Below are 21,643 nucleotides of genomic sequence, written 5' to 3'. Positions count from 1 at the left end.
GACGGCAACCGGGAGAAGGACCAAGTATGGCTGCGCTGAGCTTGAAGGGCGTCAGGAAATCCTACGACGGCAAGCAGCACGTGCTGCATGGCATCGACGTGGAGATCGCGGACGGCGAATTCATCGTGCTGGTCGGCCCGTCGGGCTGCGGCAAGTCGACGTTGCTGCGGATGATCGCGGGGCTCGAGTCCGTGACGGACGGCGAAATCGCGATCGGCGACCGGGTCGTCAACGCGCTGGAGCCGAAGGATCGCGACATCGCGATGGTGTTCCAGAACTATGCGCTGTACCCGCACATGACGGTCGCGCAGAACATGGGCTACGGGTTGAAGATCCGCGGCATCGAACGTGCGACGATCGATTCGCGGGTGGCTGCGGCCGCGAAGATCCTCGAGCTCGATCCATTGCTCGCACGGCGGCCGCGCGAGTTGTCGGGCGGCCAGCGGCAGCGCGTCGCGATGGGGCGCGCGATCGTGCGCGAGCCGTCGGTGTTCCTCTTTGACGAACCGTTGTCGAACCTCGACGCGAAGCTGCGCGTGCAGATGCGGCTCGAGATCCAGCGGCTGCATGCGCGGCTCGCGACGACGAGCGTCTACGTGACGCACGACCAGATCGAGGCGATGACGCTCGCGCAGCGCGTGATCGTGATGAACCGAGGCTACGCGGAGCAGATCGGCGCGCCGGTCGACGTGTACGAGAAGCCGGCGACGGTGTTCGTCGCGGGCTTCATCGGCTCGCCCGCGATGAACCTGATGCACGGCCGGCTGTCGGACGACGGCGCGACCTTCACGGTCACGGGCGGCGGCCCCGCGCTGCCGGTCGCCGGTGCGCCCGGCATCGGCACGGCGATCGCCACCGGGCGCGACTGGGTACTCGGCGTGCGTCCCGAACACATGACGCCGCAGCCGGGCGTCGCGCAGGCGACGCTGCCCGTCGACTCGTGTGAACTGCTCGGCGCGGACAATCTCGTGCACGGCCGCTGGGGCAATCACGACGTCGCGGTGCGCCTGCCGCACGCGGATCGTCCCGCGCGCGGCACGGCGCTGGCGGCTGCGCTGCCCGCGCACCGGCTGCATTTCTTCGATCCCGAGACCGGCAAGCGTGCCGGTTGAACCTGCGCACTTGCCGAGAGACCGACGATGACTTCCCGTACCGACTGGCCCTATCCGCGCGTCGTCGCCCATCGCGGCGGCGGCACGCTCGCGCCGGAGAACACGCTCGCCGCGCTTGACGAGGGCGCGCGGCGCGGACACCGGATGGTCGAGTTCGACGCGAAGCTGTCGGCCGACGACGTGACGTTCCTGCTGCACGACGACACGGTCGACCGGACGTCGAACGGCCAGGGGGCGGCGGCGGGCATGCGTTATGCGGCGCTGGCCGCGCTCGACGCGGGCGTGTGGCTCGACGCGCGCTTCGCGGGCGAGCGGATGCCGACACTCGAGGCGGCGGCGGCGCGCTGCATCGCCCACGGCCTGGCCGCGAATGTCGAGATCAAGCCGTGCCCGGGGCGCGAGCGCGAGACAGGGCAGCGCGTGGCATCGGACGCGGCCGCGTACTGGCGTGGTGCGGCGGTCCCGCCGCTGCTGTCGTCGTTCTCGTTCGATGCGCTGCAACAGGCGCGCGCGACCGTGCCGGCGCTGCCGCGCGGGATGCTCTACGAGGCCGTGCCGGACGACTGGCATGCGCAGGTCGTCGGTGCGCTTGGCTGCGTATCGTTGCATGCGGACCACAAAAGGCTCGACGAACCGCTCGTGCGGGCGATCAAGGCGGCCGGGCTGCGCATCCTGGTGTACACGGTGAACGACCTCGAACGGGCGCGCGAACTCGCCCGCTGGGGCGTCGACGCGGTCTGCACGGACCGGATCGACCTGATCGGCCCCGATGCGCTGGACGACATCGCGTAGCGGCCGGTCCCGCGCGACGGCGGGTGCGGGAAGACCCTGAGACAAAAAAACGACGCCCCGACGGGATTCCCGCCGGGGCGTTTTACATCGTGGAGACGTTACGTCACGAAAAATCCGCTACAAATTGCAGCAGGATTAACCATTCCCCAAATATTCGACTACGCTTAGAAGCGGTAACCGACGTTCAGGTAGGTCACGATCGGGTTGAGGGAGATCTTCGCTTTCGACGTTTCGGTCAGGGTGCCGACCGGCGTCCGGCGGGCCGTCGTGAAGGTCGCGGTCACGCTGACCGGGATGTACGAGAGCGACAGGCCCGCGAACCAGTGTTTCGTGAAGTTGTACGTGAAGCCGGCGTTGAACACGGGCGCCCACTGGTTGCTGGTCGTAGCGCTGGTCGGACCGCCGAGCACGCCGTTCTCGAAGCTGCTGTTCGTGATCTTTGCGCCGGTGAACCAGACATACGTCGCGCCGACGCCGACATACGGACGGAACTTCGCGTTGGCGTCGTTGAAGTGGTAGCGAAGCAACACGGCGGGGCTCCACTGGTACGCACGGCCGAGTACGCCGAACTTTTCGAACTGACCCTTGCCGGTAATGTCGAACTTCGGCGGTATCCCCATGACGAGCTCGGTGGAGATGTGGTCGGTGACGAAGTAGCCAGCTGCGAGCCCGAGCGTATCGGCGTCGTTGATGCCGGCGCCCGTGTTGGGAATCGATTGGTTGATGGGCGTGCCGCCGACGCGATACAGGAACAACGGGTCGCTGCTGTCCTGCGGCGCGAGGTGCAGCCAGCCGGTGCTGACGTAGAAATCACCTGCGGATTGTGCATGTGCCGTACCGCCCGCGAACGTGAATGCGAGCGCTGCAGCCCCCGTAATGGCCAGTTTTCGTTTCATTGTGTCTCCTCCGATCTAAGGCGTGCTCATTATGACGACTGCGTTTAAAACCAAACAAGCTCGTAAGTTAGAGTTTTCACCCTAGGATTAGTACGACCGTACGCATCCGGGCACCGACAGGGCAGGCATTCTACGCAGGTGCGCACTTTCGGACCCCCGGGTATTTCCTAACGCGTTCAAACGGACATTCAGCATGGCACGGTTAGCACGACTCTACGTTCCCGACCAGCCGCAGCACGTGATACTGCGCGGCCTGGATCAGCAACCCGCGTTCGTCGACGACCAGGACTACGAACTCTTCATCGACTGCCTGAAGGCCGCCGCGCGCGATCACCACCTGTCGGTGCATGCCTATGTGCTGCTGCCGCGCCAGGTGCAACTCCTCGTGACGCCGAGCGACGAGGCGAGCCTGCCGAAGGCGATGCAGGCAGTCGGCCGCCGCTACGTCGCGCATTTCAACCGGCGCTATTCGCGGCGCGGCACCCTGTGGGAAGGCCGCTATCGCGCGACCGTGATCGAAGGCGAGCGCTATTTCCTGCTCGCGAGCCGCGTGGTCGAGATGAGCCCGGTGCGCTCGCAGCTCGTCGCGACGCCCGAAGCCTATCGCTGGTCGAGCTACCGGCATCACGTCGGGCTCACCGTCGACAGCCTGATCACCGACCATCCGCTCTACTGGGCGCTCGGCAACACGCCGTTCGACCGCCAGCGTGCGTACAAGGAGCTGTGCGAGCAGCCGCTCGACGAGCGACAGGCCGACCAGTTGCAGCAGGCAACGCTCAAGGGCTGGGTGCTCGGCGGCGAGAACTACCGCGAGTGGGCGGCGCGTACCGCGAACCGCCGCGTATCGCCGCTGCCGCGCGGACGCCCCAGAAAGGTGCGCGAGAACACGCCGCCGATCCAGCAGTAGTGCGGGAACGGCGGTCGAGGAGGCGGCGCTGCGGGCGCCGCTTCTTTTTGCACCAAAATGATGCGACCCCAATAAAATGGCACCAGATCGAAGCATTGTTTTAATTGGGGTTCGATCAAGCGGTTTTTGTTGCTATTCCTTTGATTCGTCGCGTATATTCCGAATTCCGGTGGCCCGGGCGAAGCATGCCCGCCCACTGTCGGCCGCGCCGTCTCCCGTCGGGAGCGGGATCGACGGCAACAAAAAACGGTTCAACGGCCCTCCAGGCCCCCTTTACGACGGTGTCCCCATGAACGACCACCAGCAGCCGCTCGCCGCGGTGCCCGCCGCACAAGGTCTGTACGACCCGCAAAACGAACACGACGCCTGCGGCGTCGGCTTTGTCGCTCACATCAAGGGCAAGAAGAGCCACGAGATCATTCAGCAGGGTCTGAAGATCCTCGAAAACCTCGATCACCGCGGCGCGGTCGGCGCCGATCCGTTGATGGGCGACGGCGCGGGCATCCTGATCCAGATTCCGGACGCGTTCTATCGCGAGGAAATGTCGAAGCAGGGCGTGATGCTGCCGCCTTCCGGCGAATATGGGGTCGGGATGATCTTCCTGCCGAAGGAAAACGCATCGCGTCTCGCGTGCGAGCAGGAGCTCGAGCGTACGGTGAAGGCCGAGGGCCAGGTCGTGCTCGGCTGGCGCGACGTGCCGGTCGACCATGCGATGCCGATTTCGCCGACCGTGAAGGCGAGCGAGCCGCTGATCCGCCAGATCTTCATCGGCCGCGGCAAGGACATCATGGTGACAGACGCGCTCGAGCGGAAGCTGTACGTGATCCGCAAGACGGCGAGCCACCGCATCCAGGCGCTGAAGCTCAAGCACGGCAAGGAGTACTTCGTGCCGTCGATGTCGGCGCGCACGGTCGTCTACAAGGGGCTGCTGCTGGCCGGCCAGGTCGGCGTGTACTACCGCGACCTGCAGGACCCGCGCGTCGTGTCGGCGCTCGCGCTCGTGCACCAGCGCTTCTCGACCAACACGTTCCCGGCATGGGAGCTGGCTCACCCGTACCGGATGATTGCGCACAACGGCGAGATCAACACCGTGAAGGGCAACGTGAACTGGCTGAACGCACGTACCGGCGCGATCGCGTCGCACGTGCTCGCCGACGACCTGCCGAAACTGTGGCCGCTGATCTACCCGGGCCAGTCGGACACCGCTTCGTTCGACAACTGTCTCGAACTGCTGGTGATGGCCGGCTACCCGCTCGTGCACGCGGTGATGATGATGATCCCGGAAGCGTGGGAACAGCACACGCTGATGGACGAGAACCGCCGCGCGTTCTACGAATACCACGCCGCGATGATGGAGCCGTGGGACGGCCCTGCCGCGATCGCGTTCACCGACGGCCGCCAGATCGGCGCGACGCTCGACCGTAACGGCCTGCGCCCGGCGCGCTACATCGTCACGGACGACGACCTCGTCATCATGGCGTCGGAAGCCGGCACGCTGCCGATCCCCGAATCGAAGATCGTCAAGAAGTGGCGCCTGCAGCCGGGCAAGATGTTCCTGATCGACATGGAACACGGCCGCATCATCGACGACAAGGAACTGAAGGACAACCTCGCGAACGCGAAGCCGTACAAGAGCTGGATCGACGCCGTGCGCATCAAGCTCGACGAGATCGAGCCGAAGGCCGAGGAAGTCGCGGCCGGCCGCACGCAGGGCGCCGCGCTGCTCGACCGCCAGCAGGCGTTCGGCTATACGCAGGAAGACCTGAAGTTCCTGATGGCGCCGATGGCGCAGCAGGGCGAAGAGGCCGTCGGTTCGATGGGCAACGACTCGCCGCTCGCGGTGATGTCGAACAAGAACAAGACGCTCTATCACTACTTCAAGCAACTGTTCGCGCAGGTCACAAACCCGCCGATCGACCCGATCCGCGAGAACATGGTGATGTCGCTCGTGTCGTTCGTCGGCCCGAAGCCGAACCTGCTCGACACGAACAACATCAACCCGCCGATGCGTCTCGAAGTGTCGCAGCCGGTGCTCGACTTCAAGGACATCGCGAAGATCCGCGCGATCGACCAGTACACGGGCGGCAAGTTCAGCGCGTACGAGCTGAACATCTGCTACCCGGTCGCGTGGGGCAAGGAAGGCATCGAGGCGCGCCTCGCGTCGCTGTGCGCGGAAGCCGTCGACGCGGTCAAGTCGGGCTACAACATGCTGATCGTGTCGGACCGCAAGACGGACGCCGAGCACGTCGCGATTCCGGCGCTGCTCGCCACGTCGGCGATCCATACGCACCTCGTCCAGCAAGGGCTGCGCACGAGCACGGGCCTCGTCGTCGAGACGGGCTCCGCGCGTGAAACGCACCACTTCGCGCTGCTCGCGGGCTACGGCGCGGAAGCCGTGCACCCGTACCTCGCGATGGAAACGCTCGCGAAGATGGCCGAGGGCCTGCCGGGCGACCTGTCGCCGGAGAAGGCCGTCTACAACTTCACGAAGGCGGTCGGCAAGGGCCTGCAGAAGGTGATGTCGAAGATGGGCATCTCGACGTACATGTCGTACACGGGCGCGCAGATCTTCGAAGCGCTCGGCCTGTCGAGCGACCTCGTCGAGAAGTACTTCAAGGGCACGGCGTCGAAGGTCGGCGGCATCGGCCTGTTCGAAGTCGCGGAAGAGGCGATCCGCCTGCACCGCGATGCGTTCGGCGACAGCCCGGTCCTGCGCGACATGCTCGACGCGGGCGGCGAGTACGCGTACCGCGTGCGCGGCGAAGACCACATGTGGACGCCGGATTCGATCGCGAAGCTCCAGCACGCGACGCGCAGCAACTCGTACCAGACGTACAAGGAATACGCGCACCTGATCAACGACCAGACCAAGCGTCACATGACGTTCCGCGGCCTGTTCGAGTTCAAGGTCGAGCCGACCAAGGCGATCCCGATCGACGACGTCGAATCGGCGAAGGACATCGTCAAGCGCTTTGCGACGGGCGCGATGTCGCTCGGTTCGATCAGCACCGAAGCGCACGCGACGCTCGCGATTGCGATGAACCGGATCGGCGGCAAGTCGAACACCGGCGAAGGCGGCGAGGACGAAAAGCGCTATCGCAACGAACTGCGCGGCATTCCGATCAAGGCCGGCGAGACGCTGAAGTCGGTGATCGGCGACGAGATCGTCAGCGACATTGCGCTGAAGGACGGCGATTCGCTGCGCTCGAAGATCAAGCAGGTCGCGTCGGGCCGCTTCGGCGTCACCGCCGAGTACCTCGCTTCGGCCGACCAGATCCAGATCAAGATGGCGCAGGGCGCGAAGCCGGGCGAAGGCGGCCAGTTGCCGGGCCACAAGGTGTCGGAGTACATCGGCAAGCTGCGTTACTCGGTGCCGGGCGTCGGCCTGATCTCGCCGCCGCCGCACCACGACATCTATTCGATCGAGGATCTGGCGCAACTGATCCACGACCTGAAGAACGTGAACCCGAGCTCGAGCATCTCGGTGAAGCTGGTGTCCGAAGTGGGCGTCGGCACGGTCGCGGCCGGTGTCGCGAAGGCGAAGGCCGATCACGTCGTGATCGCCGGCCATGACGGCGGCACGGGCGCATCGCCGCTGTCGTCGGTCAAGCACGCGGGCACGCCGTGGGAACTCGGCCTCGCCGAAACGCAGCAGACGCTGGTGCTGAACCGCCTGCGCGGCCGTATCCGCGTGCAGGCCGACGGCCAGATGAAGACGGGCCGCGACGTCGTGATCGGTGCGCTGCTCGGCGCGGACGAATTCGGCTTCGCGACGGCGCCGCTCGTCGTCGAAGGCTGCATCATGATGCGCAAGTGCCACCTGAACACGTGCCCGGTCGGCGTCGCGACGCAGGATCCGGTGCTGCGTGCGAAGTTCAAGGGCCAGCCCGAGCACGTCGTGAACTACTTCTTCTTCGTCGCCGAGGAAGTGCGCGAGATCATGGCGCAGCTCGGCATCGCGAAGTTCGACGACCTGATCGGCCGCGCCGACCTGCTCGATACGCGCAAGGGCATCGAGCACTGGAAGGCGAAGGGCCTCGACTTCTCGCGCGTGTTCTACCAGCCGGAAGAGTGCGAGGACGTCGCGCCGCGTCACGTCGACGTGCAGGATCATGGCCTCGAGCGCGCGCTCGACCACGTGCTGATCGAGAAGGCAAAGGCCGCGATCGAGAACGGTGAGCATGTGTCGTTCATCCAGCCGGTGCGCAACGTGAACCGCACGGTCGGCGCGATGCTGTCGGGCGTGATCGCGAAGAAGCACGGCCACGACGGCCTGGCGGACGACGCGGTGCACATCCAGTTGAAGGGCACGGCCGGCCAGAGCTTCGGCGCGTTCCTCGCGAAGGGCGTGACGCTCGACCTCGTCGGCGACGGCAACGACTACGTCGGCAAGGGCCTGTCGGGCGGCCGGATCATCATCCGCCCGACCAACGACTTCCGCGGCAAGTCCGAGGAAAACATCATCTGCGGCAACACGGTGATGTACGGCGCGATCGAAGGCGAATCGTTCTTCCGCGGCGTCGCGGGCGAGCGCTTCTGCGTGCGCAACTCGGGCGCGACGGCGGTCGTCGAAGGCACGGGCGACCACGGCTGCGAATACATGACGGGCGGCACGGTCGTCGTGCTCGGCGAGACGGGGCGCAACTTCGCGGCCGGCATGTCGGGCGGCCTCGCGTACATCTACGATCCGGAAGGCACGTTCGCGGCGAAGTGCAACAAGGCGATGGTCGCGCTCGAGCCGGTGCTGCAGCAGGCCGAGCAGGAGCGTACGGTCGACCGCGCGCTCTGGCACGCGGGCACGACGGACGAAGCGCTGCTCAAGGGGCTCGTCGAGCGTCATTTCCAGTTCACGGGTTCGCCGCGCGCGAAGTCGCTGCTGGAAAACTGGGACGCGGCGCGCCGCCAGTTCGTGAAGGTGTTCCCGCACGAATACAAGCGCGCGCTGGGCGAGATCGGTGCGAAGAAGGCGGCGAAGGAAGTGCTGGCCGCCTGAGCGACGAACGACATAGCGAATGCCGCGCGCGCATGACTGCCGCGCGCGGCTCCCCCACCCGATACACCGAACAGAAGAGCACCTTATGGGCAAGGCAACCGGTTTTCTGGAGTTCGAACGCCGCCACGAGGCGTACGAAGCACCGCTCACGCGCGTGAAGCACTACAAGGAATTCGTCGCGGCACTGACCGACGCGGACGCGAAGGTCCAGGGCGCGCGCTGCATGGATTGCGGCATCCCGTTCTGCAACAACGGCTGCCCGGTCAACAACATCATTCCGGACTTCAACGATCTCGTTTACCGCCAGGACTGGCAGCAGGCGATCGAAGTCCTGCACTCGACCAACAACTTCCCGGAATTCACCGGCCGCATCTGCCCGGCGCCGTGCGAGGCCGCGTGCACGCTCGGGATCAACGACGACCCGGTCGGCATCAAGTCGATCGAGCACGCGATCATCGACAAGGCCTGGGCGGAAGGCTGGGTGAAGCCGCTGCCGGCCGAGTACAAGACGGGCAAGAAGGTCGCGGTCGTCGGTTCGGGCCCCGCGGGCCTCGCCGCCGCGCAGCAGCTCGCGCGCGCGGGCCACGACGTGACGGTGTTCGAGAAGAACGACCGGGTCGGCGGCCTGCTGCGTTACGGGATCCCCGACTTCAAGCTCGAGAAGTGGCTGATCGACCGCCGCATGCGCCAGATGGAAGCGGAAGGCGTGACGTTCCGCACCAGCGTGTTCATCGGCAAGGATCCGCTGCCCGAATCGATCGGCAGCCTCGCGAAGGAAACCGTTTCGCCGGACACGCTGAAGGAAGAATTCGACGCGGTCGTGATCGCGGGCGGTTCGGAAACGCCGCGCGATTTGCCGGTGCCGGGCCGCGAGCTCGCCGGCGTCCATTTCGCGATGGACTTCCTGCCGCAGCAGAACCGCGTGAACGCGGGCGACAAGCTCGTCGACCAGTTGCTCGCGAAGGGCAAGCACGTGATCGTGATCGGCGGCGGCGATACGGGTTCGGACTGCGTCGGCACATCGAACCGTCACGGCGCAAAGCAGGTCACGCAGTTCGAACTGCTGCCGCAGCCGCCGGAAGAGGAACACAAGCCGCTCGTGTGGCCGTACTGGCCGATCAAGCTGCGCACGTCGTCGTCGCACGAGGAAGGCTGCGAGCGCGACTGGGCGGTCGCGACGAAGCGTCTCGAAGGCAAGAACGGCAAGGTCGAGAAGCTGATCGCGGTGCGCGTCGAGTGGAAGGACGGCAAGATGCAGGAAGTGCCGGGCTCCGAATTCGAGATGAAGGCCGATCTCGTGCTGCTCGCGATGGGTTTCACGCAGCCGGCAGCGCCCGTGCTCGACGCGTTCGGCGTCGCGAAAGACGCGCGCGGCAATGCGCGTGCGGCGACCGAAGGCGATCGTTCGTACTACACGTCGGTCGACAAGGTGTTCGCGGCGGGCGACATGCGTCGCGGCCAGTCGCTCGTGGTGTGGGCGATCCGCGAAGGCCGCCAGTGCGCACGCTCGGTCGATGCGTACCTGATGGGGCATACGGAACTGCCGCGCTGAGCTGAATAGCGCGAGCGGGTTTCGATGAGAGCCGGGCGTCCGAAAGGGCGCCCGGTTTTTTTTGTGAAGTTATCGGCGATCGTGAGCTTGTCCGGTTTTGTCGACTGGCTGATCTTTGACTTGCCAATAGCTTGAAAGCTGTTCGTTGCAGTCGATCATCGCGATGTATCTGGTTTCGTCAATGAGCAGCGGGAATTCCCACATGCCCAGTTTCCACGCGTGATACTGCGGCGCACCGTCGAACCGGATGCTGTCCAGCGGTATTCCTTGTTCCTCGAGACGTAGCAGGACCTTGTTTCGTAGCGTATCGAGAGACATGTCAGGGCAACTGCCTTCGGTCCGCTCATATCGGGAAGTCGCAACGACGACGAACAGTAGCGCATAGGTGCCGATCGCTGCGATAACTAGCCAGAGAACTAGCCGGAGGATTCCGCGTATGACTCTGGAAATCATGAGGCGCTCAATGTGGGTATGAACAAAATGCGGGGTTGACCCGGGCAGTCGAATTTCCGGAGCCTCTCGGGGGCCTGCTAGCGAGTCGGTCGCATCAGTCCACCGAACGACGGCCTATGGACTGCCTGCGGGGGGCGTGTGCCTGCATTCTTGACAGGTCGTTGGCCAGAGAACGTAAGACTTTTTTCACCGAAAAAGTTGATTTGATAGTCCTTATGTCCCAGGGTGGCGCCGAGCTTGGACAGGATCGTCGTCGCAGCCTCCTGCAGAAATGGCCGGTTTGAAGGATCTGCATCGAACTTGTCGGGATTGAGTGAGTAGTAACCGACGAATCGATATGTATCGTCCTCCAGCATTTCAAGCGTGCCACGTACCCTGCCGGATACTCGCCCGAAGACTGCGGCACTCCAGAGATCCTTTGTCCCGTGATTGAAGATGTTGGTGCTGAAACCGGTGTCGAACGAGTAGATGCCGGGGCCATATCCGGGATTTTCAATGGCTCTCGATATTTCCGAGAAATCGAGGATGCTCATCTTCAAGTTGAGTGATTCAATATGGACGGTTCGTTGAGTTCCGTCTCCGTGTATCCAATGATTGAGTGCTTCGACGAACATCAGCGGATTGCCGTACGACGCGAATGTGCTCGTTGGCTGGATGCCGCTTGATTGTCCGATATAGATGCCGAATAGCGCAGTGATGTTGGCATATGTTCCTGGTTCGAAATTGAATCCGTATTGATTGGCGCCGGGCAAATATTTGTAGCCACCGATGGCCAGCCAAGGAGTGAAGCCGCCCACCAGCATTAATTGATTACGCCAGAATTTTGTGTCGTTGCCCCCGAAGACTTGGAGATGTTTGAGAAACATCTCGGTGGCGCGGATCATGTTGCCCGTGTTTGCAAAAAGCAACATGAAGTTCGATGTGCAATACTGATTGAAGCAAATCGAAGGTGCCGGCATTCCGGCGCCGGGGTTGGCGCCGGGAATTTCGTTTACCTTGATACCGAAATCGCCAAAATTAAAGTCGGGCGGCCTCGGTGCAGTGATCTCGATGGGCGGGAGGACGTTGTTCTGAGCCATGGCCGTCGCATGCTTCAGCAGCGTGCCAAACGGGAGCACGGTTGACGCGACCAGAAGACGTCGTCGCATCAAAGGCTGTTGTTGTTCTTCAGAGGCGTGGCTTGTCTGTTTCAAAGGGTTATGCTTCGTCATTTCATATCCCGTGCAGTGTTGATTTAGATGATTGATTCGCATGCCTGAGAATGAGACGGTTATATTTTTTTATGCTGTGTGCAAGGAGTTTGTCCGGCACGTACTCGTGGGGGAGTCATCCGGAACGCTTCTACGAAGCGCAATCAAAAGAGATTCCCGAGAGCATGCGACCGCGCTTCCTTGTCTCGGAACTAGCCGGGCGCCGGCTCTGGATGTGGGGATGCTGAGGACGCGTGGTCGGTCTACCGATCGGCTACCGCTGTGTATCGTCCGGGTAAGGGCCGAGAAAAGTCGAAATGCGGAAACACTTTTCTCTGCGTGTCCTGTTGACTGAGCAATGTGTCAAACAGTCACGGGAGATTGTCTAAGGTGACGGGGGCGTGTTGACGCATCTGATCAGGAGAGATCGGCCCCTTGATTTGTCATGATGCCGAATCCTTTCATTTTGTAATTATTCTTGGAAACTGTCATATCATGTCGCCCCTCAGGCCGCGTTCGCGGTGACTGCATATGACTGACCCTATTTACAAGGACTCTGGATGGAAGCATTCGCGCATGGGCTGATCGACGCCGTCAATGGCGTGTTGTGGAACTACGTGCTGATCGCGCTGCTGCTCGGCGCCGGTGCGTGGTTTACGTTGCGGTTCCGGATGATCCAGTTGAAGGCGCTGTTCCTCAGCATGAAACTGGTCGGCAGCAAGGGCGAGCCGGGCAGCATCTCGTCGTTCCAGGCATTCGCGACCGGGCTCGCGAGCCGCGTGGGCACCGGCAACATCGCCGGCGTCGCGGTCGCGCTGACGGTCGGCGGGCCGGGTGCGATCTTCTGGATGTGGATGACGGCGCTGGTCGGGATGTCGTCCGCGTTCGTCGAGGCGACGCTCGCGCAGATCTTCAAGGTGTCGCACCCGGACGGCAGCTATCGCGGCGGCCCCGCGTACTACATCCAGGCCGGCCTGCGCTCGCGCGGCTTCGGCGTGCTGTTTTCGCTGTCGCTGATCCTTGCGTTCGGCTTCGTGTTCAACGCGGTACAGGCGAACGCGATCGCGGATGCGTTCCATACGTCGTTCGGCTGGAGCCGCGAGACGGTCGGCCTCGGTCTCGTGCTGCTGAGCGCGCCGATCATCTTCGGCGGCATCCGCCGCATCGCGACGGTCGCGCAGGTGATCGTGCCGCTGATGGCGATCGGCTACCTCGCGCTCGCGGTCTACGCGGTCGCGACGCACATCGCATTGGTGCCCGGTATGATCGTGCTGATCGTGAAGAGTGCGTTCGGCCTCGAGCAGGCGGCGGGCGGCCTGACGGGCTATGCGGTCAGCCAGGCGATCGCGATCGGCGTGAAGCGCGGGCTGTTCTCGAACGAAGCAGGGATGGGCAGCGCGCCGAACGCGGCCGCGACCGCGAGCACGCGGCATCCCGTCACGCAGGGGCTGATCCAGATGCTCGGCGTGTTCGTCGACACGATCGTGATCTGCAGCGCGACCGCGTTCGTGATCCTGCTGTCGGGCCAGTACGAGCTCGGCACCGGCATGGAAGGCGCAGCGCTCACGCAGCGCGCGATCTCGAGCCACGTCGGCGACTGGGGCGGCATCTACATGGCGGTCGCGATTTTCTTCCTCGCGTTCTCGTCGGTGATCGGCAACTACGCGTATGCGGAAGGCAACGTCGAATTCATCACGAAGCGGCGCGGCGTGCTGCCGCTGTTCCGCGTCGCGGTGCTCGGGATGGTGATGTTCGGCAGCGTCGGGCAACTGCCGCTCGTGTGGGCGATGGCCGATACGAGCATGGGGCTGATGGCGATCGTCAACCTGATCGCGATCCTCGCGCTCGGCAAGTATGCGCACGCCGCGTGGGTCGACTATCGCCGCCAGCGCGCGGCAGGTATCGCCGATCCGGTGTTCACGCGCAACACGATCCCGGAGCTCGCGCGCGTGCTGCCGGCCGACGTGTGGGGCGAGCACGGCCCGCTGCCGCAGCGTCCGGTTTCGGCCGAGACGGCGAGCGCGCCGCGTGCCGCGGTGAGCGAGTCATGAACGGCGACCGGCTCCGTGCGTTCGTCGCGCTGATACCCGATGCGGCGTCGCGCGACGCGCTGCACGCGTTGCCGGTCACCCGCGGTGCGCGGCGCACGCTGCCCGCGCAACTGCATATGACACTCGCGTTCATCGGCGCGATCGAACGGGAACGGTGCGACGCGCTGGCCTCGCACCTGCCCGCGCTCGCAGCCGCGCATGCGCTGCCGCTGCTGCCGGTCGAGCGGATCGCGTGGTGGCCGAGCCTGCCGCGTGCGAGGTTGATCGTCGCGGAACTCGAGGCCGATCCCGCCTGCGTCTCGCTGAATACGGGGCTGGCGGCGCTGCCGGGTAAGCTCGGCGTGCCGGTCGACCGGCGGCCGTTTCGGCCGCACGTGACGCTCGCGCGGCTACCGCGCGATGCGGTCGGGCAGCCCGCGCACGGCGGCGCGCCCGCGCGGCCGGTCGTGCTGCGCATCGAAGCGTTGACGCTGTTCGAAAGCCGGCTGTCGCACGAGGGCGTGTCGCATCGGCCGATCGTATCGGCGCCGATTGCCTGGGCGGAAGGCCGGGCGGCGCGGTAAGCGGCACTCGCGATGCATCGCGATGACCGCGCGCTGCGCGTATTGCGCCAGAGCATCGCGCCGACGGTGTCGCCCGGCGCCGAGCCTACCGGTCGTAGCGCGCGAGCGTCAGGCCCGACAGGTCGATCTCCGGCTCGCGTCCGGTAACGAGATCCGCCACCACCTTTCCCGAACCCATCGACATCGCCCAGCCCGTCGAGCCGTGCCCGACGTTGAGCCAGAGTCCGTCGATTCCGCTCGCGCCAAGGAGCGGCGGCCCGTCGGGCGTCATCGGCCGGCGGCCGACCCAGAAGCGCGCCGACGCGCGATCGGCCGCGTGCGGGAACCAGTCGTCGAGCACCTTCATCAGCGTATCGAGCGCCTGCTGCCGCAGCGCCGCGTGCCGGTTGCCGAGTTCCGCGGTGCCCGCGACGCGCAGGGTCGGGCCGAAGCGCGTGATCGCCGTCTTCAGCGATTCGTCCATCAGCGCGGCGCGCGGCGCCTTTGCATCGTCGACGACCGCGAGGGTCGCCGAATAGCCTTTCACCGGATACAGCGGCACGTCGATGCCGTGAGGCCGCAGCAGGGCGGCGCTGTCGACGCCGAGCGCGACGACGATCGCGTCGGCGGCGAGCGGAGCGTCACGTCGTGCGGCGGCGCCTTCGTCTGGTGAATCGATTCGCACGCCGCGTACCCTGCTGCTAGCGACGTCGAGCGCGCGGATTTCGGTGCGAAAACGGAACGTCACGCCGTTCGCTTCGCACAGCGCCCGCAGTTTGCGCGTGAAGAGCGCGCAGTCGCCGGCTTCGTCGTCGGGCAGGTAGATGCCGCCGACAGGCGCCTGCCGCGCCCAGCGCAGGCCCGGCTCGATCGCCGTGCAGCCGACCGCGTCGAGTTCGCGAAACGCGATGCCGGCATCGCGCAGCACCTTCAGCGCGGGCTGCACCATCTCGACGTCGAACGCGCCACGCAACAGTTGCAGGTAGCCGCGGCTCGCGCCGTAGTCGAACGGATAGCGGTCGCGAAACGCATGCAGGCACGCGCGGCTGTAATACGCGATGCGCTGCATCCGCTGCTTGTTCACGCGGAACCGCTCGAACTCGCATTCGCGCAGCCAGCGCGCGATCCAGCGCCATTGCGCGGCATCGAGCGTCGGCCGGAAGATCAGCGGCGAAGCGGGCTTGAACAGGTACTTGAGAATCTTGCCGGGCATCCCCGGCGCGGCCCACGGCGTCACGTAGCCGGGCGCGATCACGCCCGCGTTGCCGAGGCTCGTCGCTTGCGCGACATCGGCCTCGCGTTCGATCACGGTGACGTCGCAGCCTGCTTCGCGCAGGTGCCACGCGGTGGTGACGCCGATCACGCCGGCGCCGAGAACGATCACGTGCATGCGGTTTCCGGAACGAAGAGGGCGCTCACGACGCGACGGCCGGATCGTCGACGAGCGACTTGCCGCGCGTTTCCGGCAGCACGAGCGCGGCGACGATCACGAGCAGGTAGCCGCTGCCCGCGACGAGGCCGATCGCCTTCACGAGCGACATCGACTGCGACAGCGAGCCGACGAGGATCGGGAAGAACGAGCCGAGCCCGCGGCCGAGGTTGTAGCAGAAGCCCTGGCCCGAGCCGCGGATCGCGCCCGGATACAGCTCCGACAGGTACGCGCCGACGCCGGCGAAGATCCCTTGCACGACGATGCCGAGCGGGAAGCCGAGCAGCAGCATCGCGGTATCGGTGATCGGCAGCATCGTGTATGCCATCCCGAGCGAGAACGAGCCGATCGCGAACAGGATGAACGACGCGCGGCGGCCGAGCCGGTCGGACAGGATCGCGCCGACCACGTAGCCGACGAACGAGCCGACGATCAGCACGACGAGATAGCCGCTCGTGTTGAACACGGACAGGTGGCGAACGGTTTTCAGGTAGGTGGGCAGCCATGTCGTGATCGCGTAGTAGCCGCCGAGCATCCCGGTGCATAGCGCGCTGCCGAACAGCGTCGCGCGCAGGTGCGGCGGCGAGAAGATCTCGAGGAAGTGGCCCGACACGCGGCCTTCGTCGCGCGCGCGGCGCGTGGCCGTGTAGATATCGGGATCGCTGACGTTGCGGCGGATGTACAGGATCCACAGCGCGGGCACGATGCCGATCCAGAAGCACGCGCGCCATGCGACCTGCTCGGGCAGCAGCGCGAAGAACGCCCAGTAGAGGATCGCGGCCGCGGCCCAGCCGAACGACCAGCTGCTCTGCACGGTGCCGACGGCCTTCGCGCGATGCTCGGGCGACCGGATCGTCTCGGCCATCATGATCGTCACGACCGACCATTCGCCGCCGAAGCCGAAGCCCTGCAGCGTGCGCGTCGCGAGCAACTGCCAGAACGAATGCGTGAAACCGGACAGGCACGTAAACAGCGCGAACGTCGCGATCGTCCACTGCAGCACGCGCACGCGGCCGTAGCGGTCGGCGAGGATGCCGGCGACCCAGCCGCCGACTGCCGACGAGATCAGCGAACTCGTCGCGATCATCCCGGCCTCGCTCTTCGTCATCCCCCATGTGGCGATCAGCGTCGGGATCAGGAACGAGTAGATCATGAAGTCGAACGCATCGACCGCGTAGCCGCCGAATCCGGCATACAGCGTCTTGCGCTCGCGCGACGACAATTCGTTGAACCACTGGAATGCCTGCATGCTTGCCGCCCCCTCTTGGCTTGTCTCGTATCGCGCTGCCGCGTGGCGGTTATTCTACGGTCGCGATGCGAGCGGCCAAAAAGGCCGATGCAGGTTCTTGCGGGAAGGCGCGTGTTCGACCGAGACGCAGGGGAGGGGCGCGGCGGTCGATGCCGCGTCAGAGCGTCAGGCCGCCGTCGACATGGATGACCTGGCCGGTGATCTGCCGCGCCGCGTCCGACAGCAGGAAGGCGATCAATGCGGCGACGTCGTCGGGTTCGGCGATCCGGCCGAGCGGCGTCGCCTGTTCGGCCTGTGCCCATGCGGCGGCGTTGCCGGCGCTCGGCCCGTGATCCTTGCGCGTGAAGCCGGGCGCGACCGCGTTGACGGTGATGCCGCGCGCGGCGAATTCGGCAGCCGCGGTGCGCACCAGCGATTCGAGCGCGGCCTTCGCGGCGGCGGTGGCCGCGAACGGCGCATCGGCGCGGTAGCGGTGCGCGACGAACGAACTGACCGCGACGATTCGCGGCGCGGCCGACGCGTCGAGCAGCGGTCGCGCGCGGCGCGCGAGCGCGGAGAACGCGCCGGGCATCGCCGCGAAGGCGGACGCGAGCGCGTCCGCGGAAAGATCGGAAAAGGCTTGCCGCGCGGCGAAGCCGGCGTTCGCGACGAGCTGGTCGAGCCCGCCGAAGCGCGTGGCGGTTGCATCGACGAGCGTGGCTGCGACGCCCGGCGCGGCGAGGTCGCCGGTGAGCGTGATGCATTGCGCGCCGGCTGCCGTGCAGGCGCGTGCGACGTCGGCGAGCCGCGCCCGCGCCACGTCGTCCGCGCCGCGCGCGTGCAGCGCCAGCGCGATGCCGGGCGCCGCGAGCCGCCGCGCGAGTGCCGCGCCGATCCCCGAGCCTGCGCCGGTGATCAGCGCGATGCGCGCGGCGCGTGCATTCACGCCGCGACCTTGTCGCTGACGTTCACGCGCTCGATGTTGATCGTGCCGACGTGGAACGCGGCCAGCGACTCGCGGTGCGCGATGCTGACGATCGCGGCCTTCGGCAGTCGTTCGGCGAACAGGTGGTAGAGGCGTGCCTCGTTGTCGGTGTCGAGCGCGCTGGTGGCTTCGTCGAGGAACAGGAAGTCGGGCTTGTGCAGCAGCACGCGTGCGCCGGCAAGACGCTGCTGCTCGCCCGGCGACAGCACGCGCGTCCAGTGCGCGGTTTCGTCGAGGCGCTCGACGTAATCCTCGAGGCGGCATGCGCGCAGCGCGTCGCGGCACGCGTCGTCGCTGAATGTATCGGGTGTCGCCGGATAGGTGAGCGCGGCCTTCAGCGTGCCGATCGGCAAATAGCTCGTCTGCGGCACGAACATCATCCGCGCGCCGACCGGCGCGTCGATCGCGCCGTCGCCGAACGGCCACAACCCCGCGAGCGCGCGCATGAACGTGCTCTTGCCGGAACCCGACTTGCCGATCACGAGCCAGCGCGAACCCGGCTCGATCGTGACGTTGCCGATGTTCGCGAGCGCATTGCCGTTCGGCAGCGCGAGCTTGAGCGACGACGTCGACAGCTTCGCCGCATCGACGTAGTGCAGGTTGATGCCGCCGTGCTCGGTCGCGGGCGACATGCTTTCCTTCAGGTGCGACGTGCCCATCACGCGCTTGAATTCGCGCAGACGGTTGACGGTGGCGCGCCATTCGACGAGCGATCGATAGCTGTTGATGAACCACGAGAACGAGTCACTGACCGTGTTGAATGCGGATGAAACCTGCATCAGTACGCCGAGCGTTAGCGCACCCGAAAAGTAGCGGGGCGCAGCAACAATGAGCGGGAAAATGATCGCGATCTGTCCATAGAAATACGTGACGAACGATAGGCGCTTCGTGTACTTCATCACTCGCCACCAGTTGTCGCGGACACGCTTGAAGAGATTTTTCGCGTTTTCGTTCTCAGTCGCTTCACCGTCGTAAAAGGCGATCTGCTCGGCGTTTTCGCGTACGCGAATCAAACCGAAACGGAGATCTGCTTCCACACGCTGTTGTTGGTAATTGATCGACACGAGGGGGTGGCCGAACTTTTGCGCCAGAAGCGAGCCCGCGACAGCATAAAGCGCCGCGGCCCAGACCATGTAGCCAGGAATTGTGATGGGCGACCCGCCGAGCGCGAACGTGAGTGCGCCACCGAGTGACCATAGGATCGTGATAAACGACACAAGCGTGACGACCGTTGACAACAGGTCGAGTGACAATGCCAGCGTCGTTGTCGTGAGCGACGCAAGGTCGTCGGCAATTCGCTGGTCCGGGTTATCGGCAAGGCGGTCACGCTCGATCCGGTAGAACGCACGATCGCTTAGCCATTCTGTAAGGAATCGTTCGGTAATCCATTGTCGCCAGCGAAATCCGAGCATCTGGCGCAAATAGAGCCCATACACTCCGAGGATGATGAACGCGAAGGCGAGCGCCGAAAACTGCATAATCAGGCCCGGGAAGTCGTGGACGTCCTTCGACTGCAGCGCGTTGTAGAACTCGGCGTTCCACTTGTTCAGCCGGACGTTGATCCAGACCACGCAGAGGTTGATCGCGATGATCGTGACCAGCAGGCCCCACGCGAATTTCCATTCGGACGATACCCAGTAGGGCTTGATGAGGCTCCATGCGGATACCGGGCGCTCGTCCTGCGGCGCGTCGGAGGCGGCGGAGCGGACGGGATCGATCGATTGGGTCATGTGCTTCCTGATGAGTAGCCGGCGCGCGGGCCGGGCGAAGCCGGGCGCGCGCCGCGATACGGCATGCCGGGGCGCGGCGCCGACTGACGGCGGGCGTCCGGATGGTCGCCCGCGCATCTTAAACGGCACTTAAGGGCCGGCGGTGACGCGGCAACCGGCCGCTCGTGCGGCCGGCCTGCGGGCATTGTGCCAGAGCGGCGAAGCGCGACGGCGAATTTGCCGCAAGGGGGACAGTTTGCGGCGCTTTCCGCTTTTATGGTCTAATGGCCGACGACGAAACAGGGGTGCTTCGTGCGCGGCCGGCAGATGTTCCAGGCGGCGCGGCGAGGCTGAGAAAGACCCTTCGCACCCGATCCGGGTAATACCGGCGAGGGAAGTTTCTGATCCCGCCGGGCCGCGCTGGCTGCCATCCCACATGGTCAGCGCCCGAGTCCCGCCCGGCCGGCCTTTGCTGCCGGTTTCGTCCTTTTGGGTACGCGCATTGCGCGTTACGGAAGGAATGATGACCGCACAATCTTCAGTCTTTTGCATGGCTCCCGGCCCGATGTCGCGTGCGTTCGCACGGGACGGCGCGTGCGCGTCGACGTTAGTCGCGTGCGCTCGCGCGGCTCGCGAGGAGGGTGCGCGATGAACGTCCAGGATTCACGGCCCGATTTCGCGGTGCTCGGCGGCGGCCTCGTCGGCCGACTGATCGCATGGCGGCTCGCGGGCGACGGGCATCGGGTCGCGCTCTACGAGCGCGGCGGCCCGGACGGCGAGCAGTCGGCCGCGTGGATCGCGGCCGCGATGCTCGCGCCGCTCGCGGAAGCGGCGAGCGCGGAGCTGCTGATCACCGAGCTCGGCGCCGCGTCGCTCGCGCGCTGGCCGCAATGGCTCGCCGAGCTGCCCGAACCCGTGTTCTTCCAGCATCACGGCACGCTCGTCGTCTGGCATCACGCGGACCGCGCGGAGGCGCCGCTGTTCGAGCGGCGCGTGCGCGCGAACGCGCCGGCCGAACTGTTCGACGGCGGCTTCGTCACGCTCGCCGGCGCGCAGGTCGACGCGGCCGAGCCTGCGCTCGCGGGCCGCTTTGCGCGCGGGCTGCTGCTGCCGCGCGAAGGCCAGCTCGACAACCGCCAGGCACTGCGCGCGCTCGCGACGGGCCTCGCCGAACGCGGCGTCGACGCGCACTGGCACGTCGCGATCGACGATGCGAACCTGCCCGACGCGCATTTCACGATCGACTGCCGCGGGCTCGGCGCGAAACCTGTGCTGCCCGCGCTGCGCGGCATCCGCGGCGAAGTCGCACGCGTGCATGCGCCCGGCATCGGGCTCACACGGCCCGTGCGGCTGCTGCATCCGCGCTATCCGCTGTACATCGCGCCGAAGCAGGACGATCTTTATGTGATCGGCGCGACCGAGGTGGAGGGCGAGGACATGTCGCCCGTCAGCGTGCGCTCGGCGCTCGAACTGCTGAGCGCGGCGTTCTCCGTGCATCCGGCGTTCGGCGAGGCGCGCATCCTCGAACTCAATGCGCAGTGCCGGCCGACGCTGCCCGATCATCGCCCGGCGGTGATCTGGGACGGCGCGTCGACGCTCGCCGTCAACGGCCTGTACCGGCACGGCTTCATGATCGCGCCGGAAGTCGCGCACGCAGCGGTCGCGTTCGCAGAAGCCGCGCTCGGCGGCGCGTTCGGCGATGCCGACGCGTTCGCCGCGTGGCGTGACACCGCGCGCTGGCCGACGCTCCTTCATCACCGCAACGACGCGCGCCAGCCGGCCTGACGCGTGCCGCCGACCGAAT

Annotated in this window: 15 protein-coding genes and 1 riboswitch; of the genes, 8 read left to right on the top strand and 7 right to left on the bottom strand. The window is 65.8% G+C overall.

The features are described 5' to 3' along the window. Positions 1 to 26 precede the first annotated feature (26 nt). Together JYG32_RS12835 and ugpQ are read left to right on the top strand one after the other, a co-directional pair. Positions 27 to 1,112 carry a sn-glycerol-3-phosphate import ATP-binding protein UgpC gene (locus JYG32_RS12835; RefSeq protein ID WP_213263752.1) on the top strand — a complete coding sequence of 362 codons (1,086 nt, stop codon included), beginning with the start codon at positions 27 to 29 and terminating at the stop codon, positions 1,110 to 1,112. A gap of 27 nt (positions 1,113 to 1,139) precedes the next feature. Then, the gene (gene ugpQ / locus JYG32_RS12830) at positions 1,140 to 1,904 is read left to right on the top strand and encodes a glycerophosphodiester phosphodiesterase (RefSeq protein ID WP_213263751.1); all 765 of its coding nucleotides are present in this window, start codon (positions 1,140 to 1,142) and stop codon (positions 1,902 to 1,904) included. A 164-nt stretch (positions 1,905 to 2,068) separates the two neighbouring features. On the opposite strand, the gene JYG32_RS12825 is transcribed toward ugpQ, so the two are convergent. After that, complete coding sequence (locus JYG32_RS12825) at positions 2,069 to 2,800, bottom strand: OmpW/AlkL family protein (RefSeq protein WP_174380571.1); 732 nt, start codon at positions 2,798 to 2,800, stop codon at positions 2,069 to 2,071. Positions 2,801 to 2,993: 193 nt separating this feature from the next. On the opposite strand from JYG32_RS12825, the gene JYG32_RS12820 reads away from it, so the two are divergent. The 3 genes from JYG32_RS12820 to JYG32_RS12810 all read left to right on the top strand — a co-directional run bounded on the left by JYG32_RS12820 (position 2,994) and on the right by JYG32_RS12810 (position 10,252). After that, positions 2,994 to 3,707 (top strand): transposase, encoded by a 714-nt coding sequence (locus JYG32_RS12820; RefSeq protein WP_027783329.1) that lies wholly within the window; start codon positions 2,994 to 2,996, stop codon positions 3,705 to 3,707. A gap of 289 nt (positions 3,708 to 3,996) precedes the next feature. Next, positions 3,997 to 8,700: a glutamate synthase-related protein gene (locus JYG32_RS12815; protein WP_213263750.1), complete on the top strand. Its 4,704-nt coding sequence runs from the start codon at positions 3,997 to 3,999 to the stop codon at positions 8,698 to 8,700. An 85-nt stretch (positions 8,701 to 8,785) separates the two neighbouring features. Continuing rightward, the gene (locus tag JYG32_RS12810; protein WP_174380573.1) at positions 8,786 to 10,252 is read left to right on the top strand and encodes a glutamate synthase subunit beta; all 1,467 of its coding nucleotides are present in this window, start codon (positions 8,786 to 8,788) and stop codon (positions 10,250 to 10,252) included. A gap of 69 nt (positions 10,253 to 10,321) precedes the next feature. Here JYG32_RS12810 and JYG32_RS12805 read toward each other — a convergent pair whose 3' ends face one another. Both JYG32_RS12805 and JYG32_RS12800 read right to left on the bottom strand, forming a co-directional pair. Then, complete coding sequence (locus tag JYG32_RS12805; protein WP_213263749.1) at positions 10,322 to 10,705, bottom strand: hypothetical protein; 384 nt, start codon at positions 10,703 to 10,705, stop codon at positions 10,322 to 10,324. Positions 10,706 to 10,782: 77 nt separating this feature from the next. After that, positions 10,783 to 11,916, bottom strand: coding sequence for a lipid II-degrading bacteriocin (locus JYG32_RS12800; RefSeq protein WP_213263748.1), 1,134 nt, complete (start codon positions 11,914 to 11,916; stop codon positions 10,783 to 10,785). A 539-nt stretch (positions 11,917 to 12,455) separates the two neighbouring features. On the opposite strand from JYG32_RS12800, the gene JYG32_RS12795 reads away from it, so the two are divergent. Then, positions 12,456 to 13,946: an alanine/glycine:cation symporter family protein gene (locus JYG32_RS12795; protein WP_213263747.1), complete on the top strand. Its 1,491-nt coding sequence runs from the start codon at positions 12,456 to 12,458 to the stop codon at positions 13,944 to 13,946. Further along, on the top strand, positions 13,943 to 14,509 hold the full coding sequence (gene thpR, locus JYG32_RS12790) for an RNA 2',3'-cyclic phosphodiesterase (protein WP_213263746.1): 567 nt from the start codon (positions 13,943 to 13,945) through the stop codon (positions 14,507 to 14,509). The genes JYG32_RS12795 and thpR overlap by 4 nt, the downstream gene beginning before the upstream one ends. A gap of 85 nt (positions 14,510 to 14,594) precedes the next feature. Here thpR and JYG32_RS12785 read toward each other — a convergent pair whose 3' ends face one another. The 4 genes from JYG32_RS12785 to JYG32_RS12770 form a co-directional block, all read right to left on the bottom strand. Next, positions 14,595 to 15,878 (bottom strand): D-amino acid dehydrogenase, encoded by a 1,284-nt coding sequence (locus JYG32_RS12785; RefSeq protein WP_213263745.1) that lies wholly within the window; start codon positions 15,876 to 15,878, stop codon positions 14,595 to 14,597. Between the two features lie 25 nt (positions 15,879 to 15,903). Continuing rightward, the gene (locus JYG32_RS12780; protein WP_174380579.1) at positions 15,904 to 17,166 is read right to left on the bottom strand and encodes an MFS transporter; all 1,263 of its coding nucleotides are present in this window, start codon (positions 17,164 to 17,166) and stop codon (positions 15,904 to 15,906) included. 157 nt (positions 17,167 to 17,323) lie between these two features. Continuing rightward, entirely contained in the window at positions 17,324 to 18,091 is a 768-nt protein-coding gene (locus JYG32_RS12775; protein WP_213263744.1) for an SDR family NAD(P)-dependent oxidoreductase, read from the bottom strand. Beyond that, positions 18,088 to 19,860, bottom strand: coding sequence for an ABC transporter ATP-binding protein/permease (locus tag JYG32_RS12770; protein WP_213263743.1), 1,773 nt, complete (start codon positions 19,858 to 19,860; stop codon positions 18,088 to 18,090). Before JYG32_RS12770 ends, JYG32_RS12775 begins: the two co-directional genes overlap by 4 nt. Before the next feature lie 270 nt (positions 19,861 to 20,130). Next, positions 20,131 to 20,253: riboswitch (TPP riboswitch) on the top strand. A 234-nt stretch (positions 20,254 to 20,487) separates the two neighbouring features. On the opposite strand from JYG32_RS12770, the gene JYG32_RS12765 reads away from it, so the two are divergent. Continuing rightward, a complete protein-coding gene (locus tag JYG32_RS12765; RefSeq protein WP_213263742.1) occupies positions 20,488 to 21,624 on the top strand; it encodes an FAD-dependent oxidoreductase in 1,137 nt (378 codons plus the stop codon). Positions 21,625 to 21,643: the final 19 nt, after the last annotated feature.

The sequence above is a fragment of the Burkholderia pyrrocinia genome (genome assembly GCF_018417535.1).
Lineage (GTDB): Bacteria > Pseudomonadota > Gammaproteobacteria > Burkholderiales > Burkholderiaceae > Burkholderia > Burkholderia pyrrocinia_E.
This window is presented reverse-complemented; position numbering and strand designations above follow the sequence as displayed.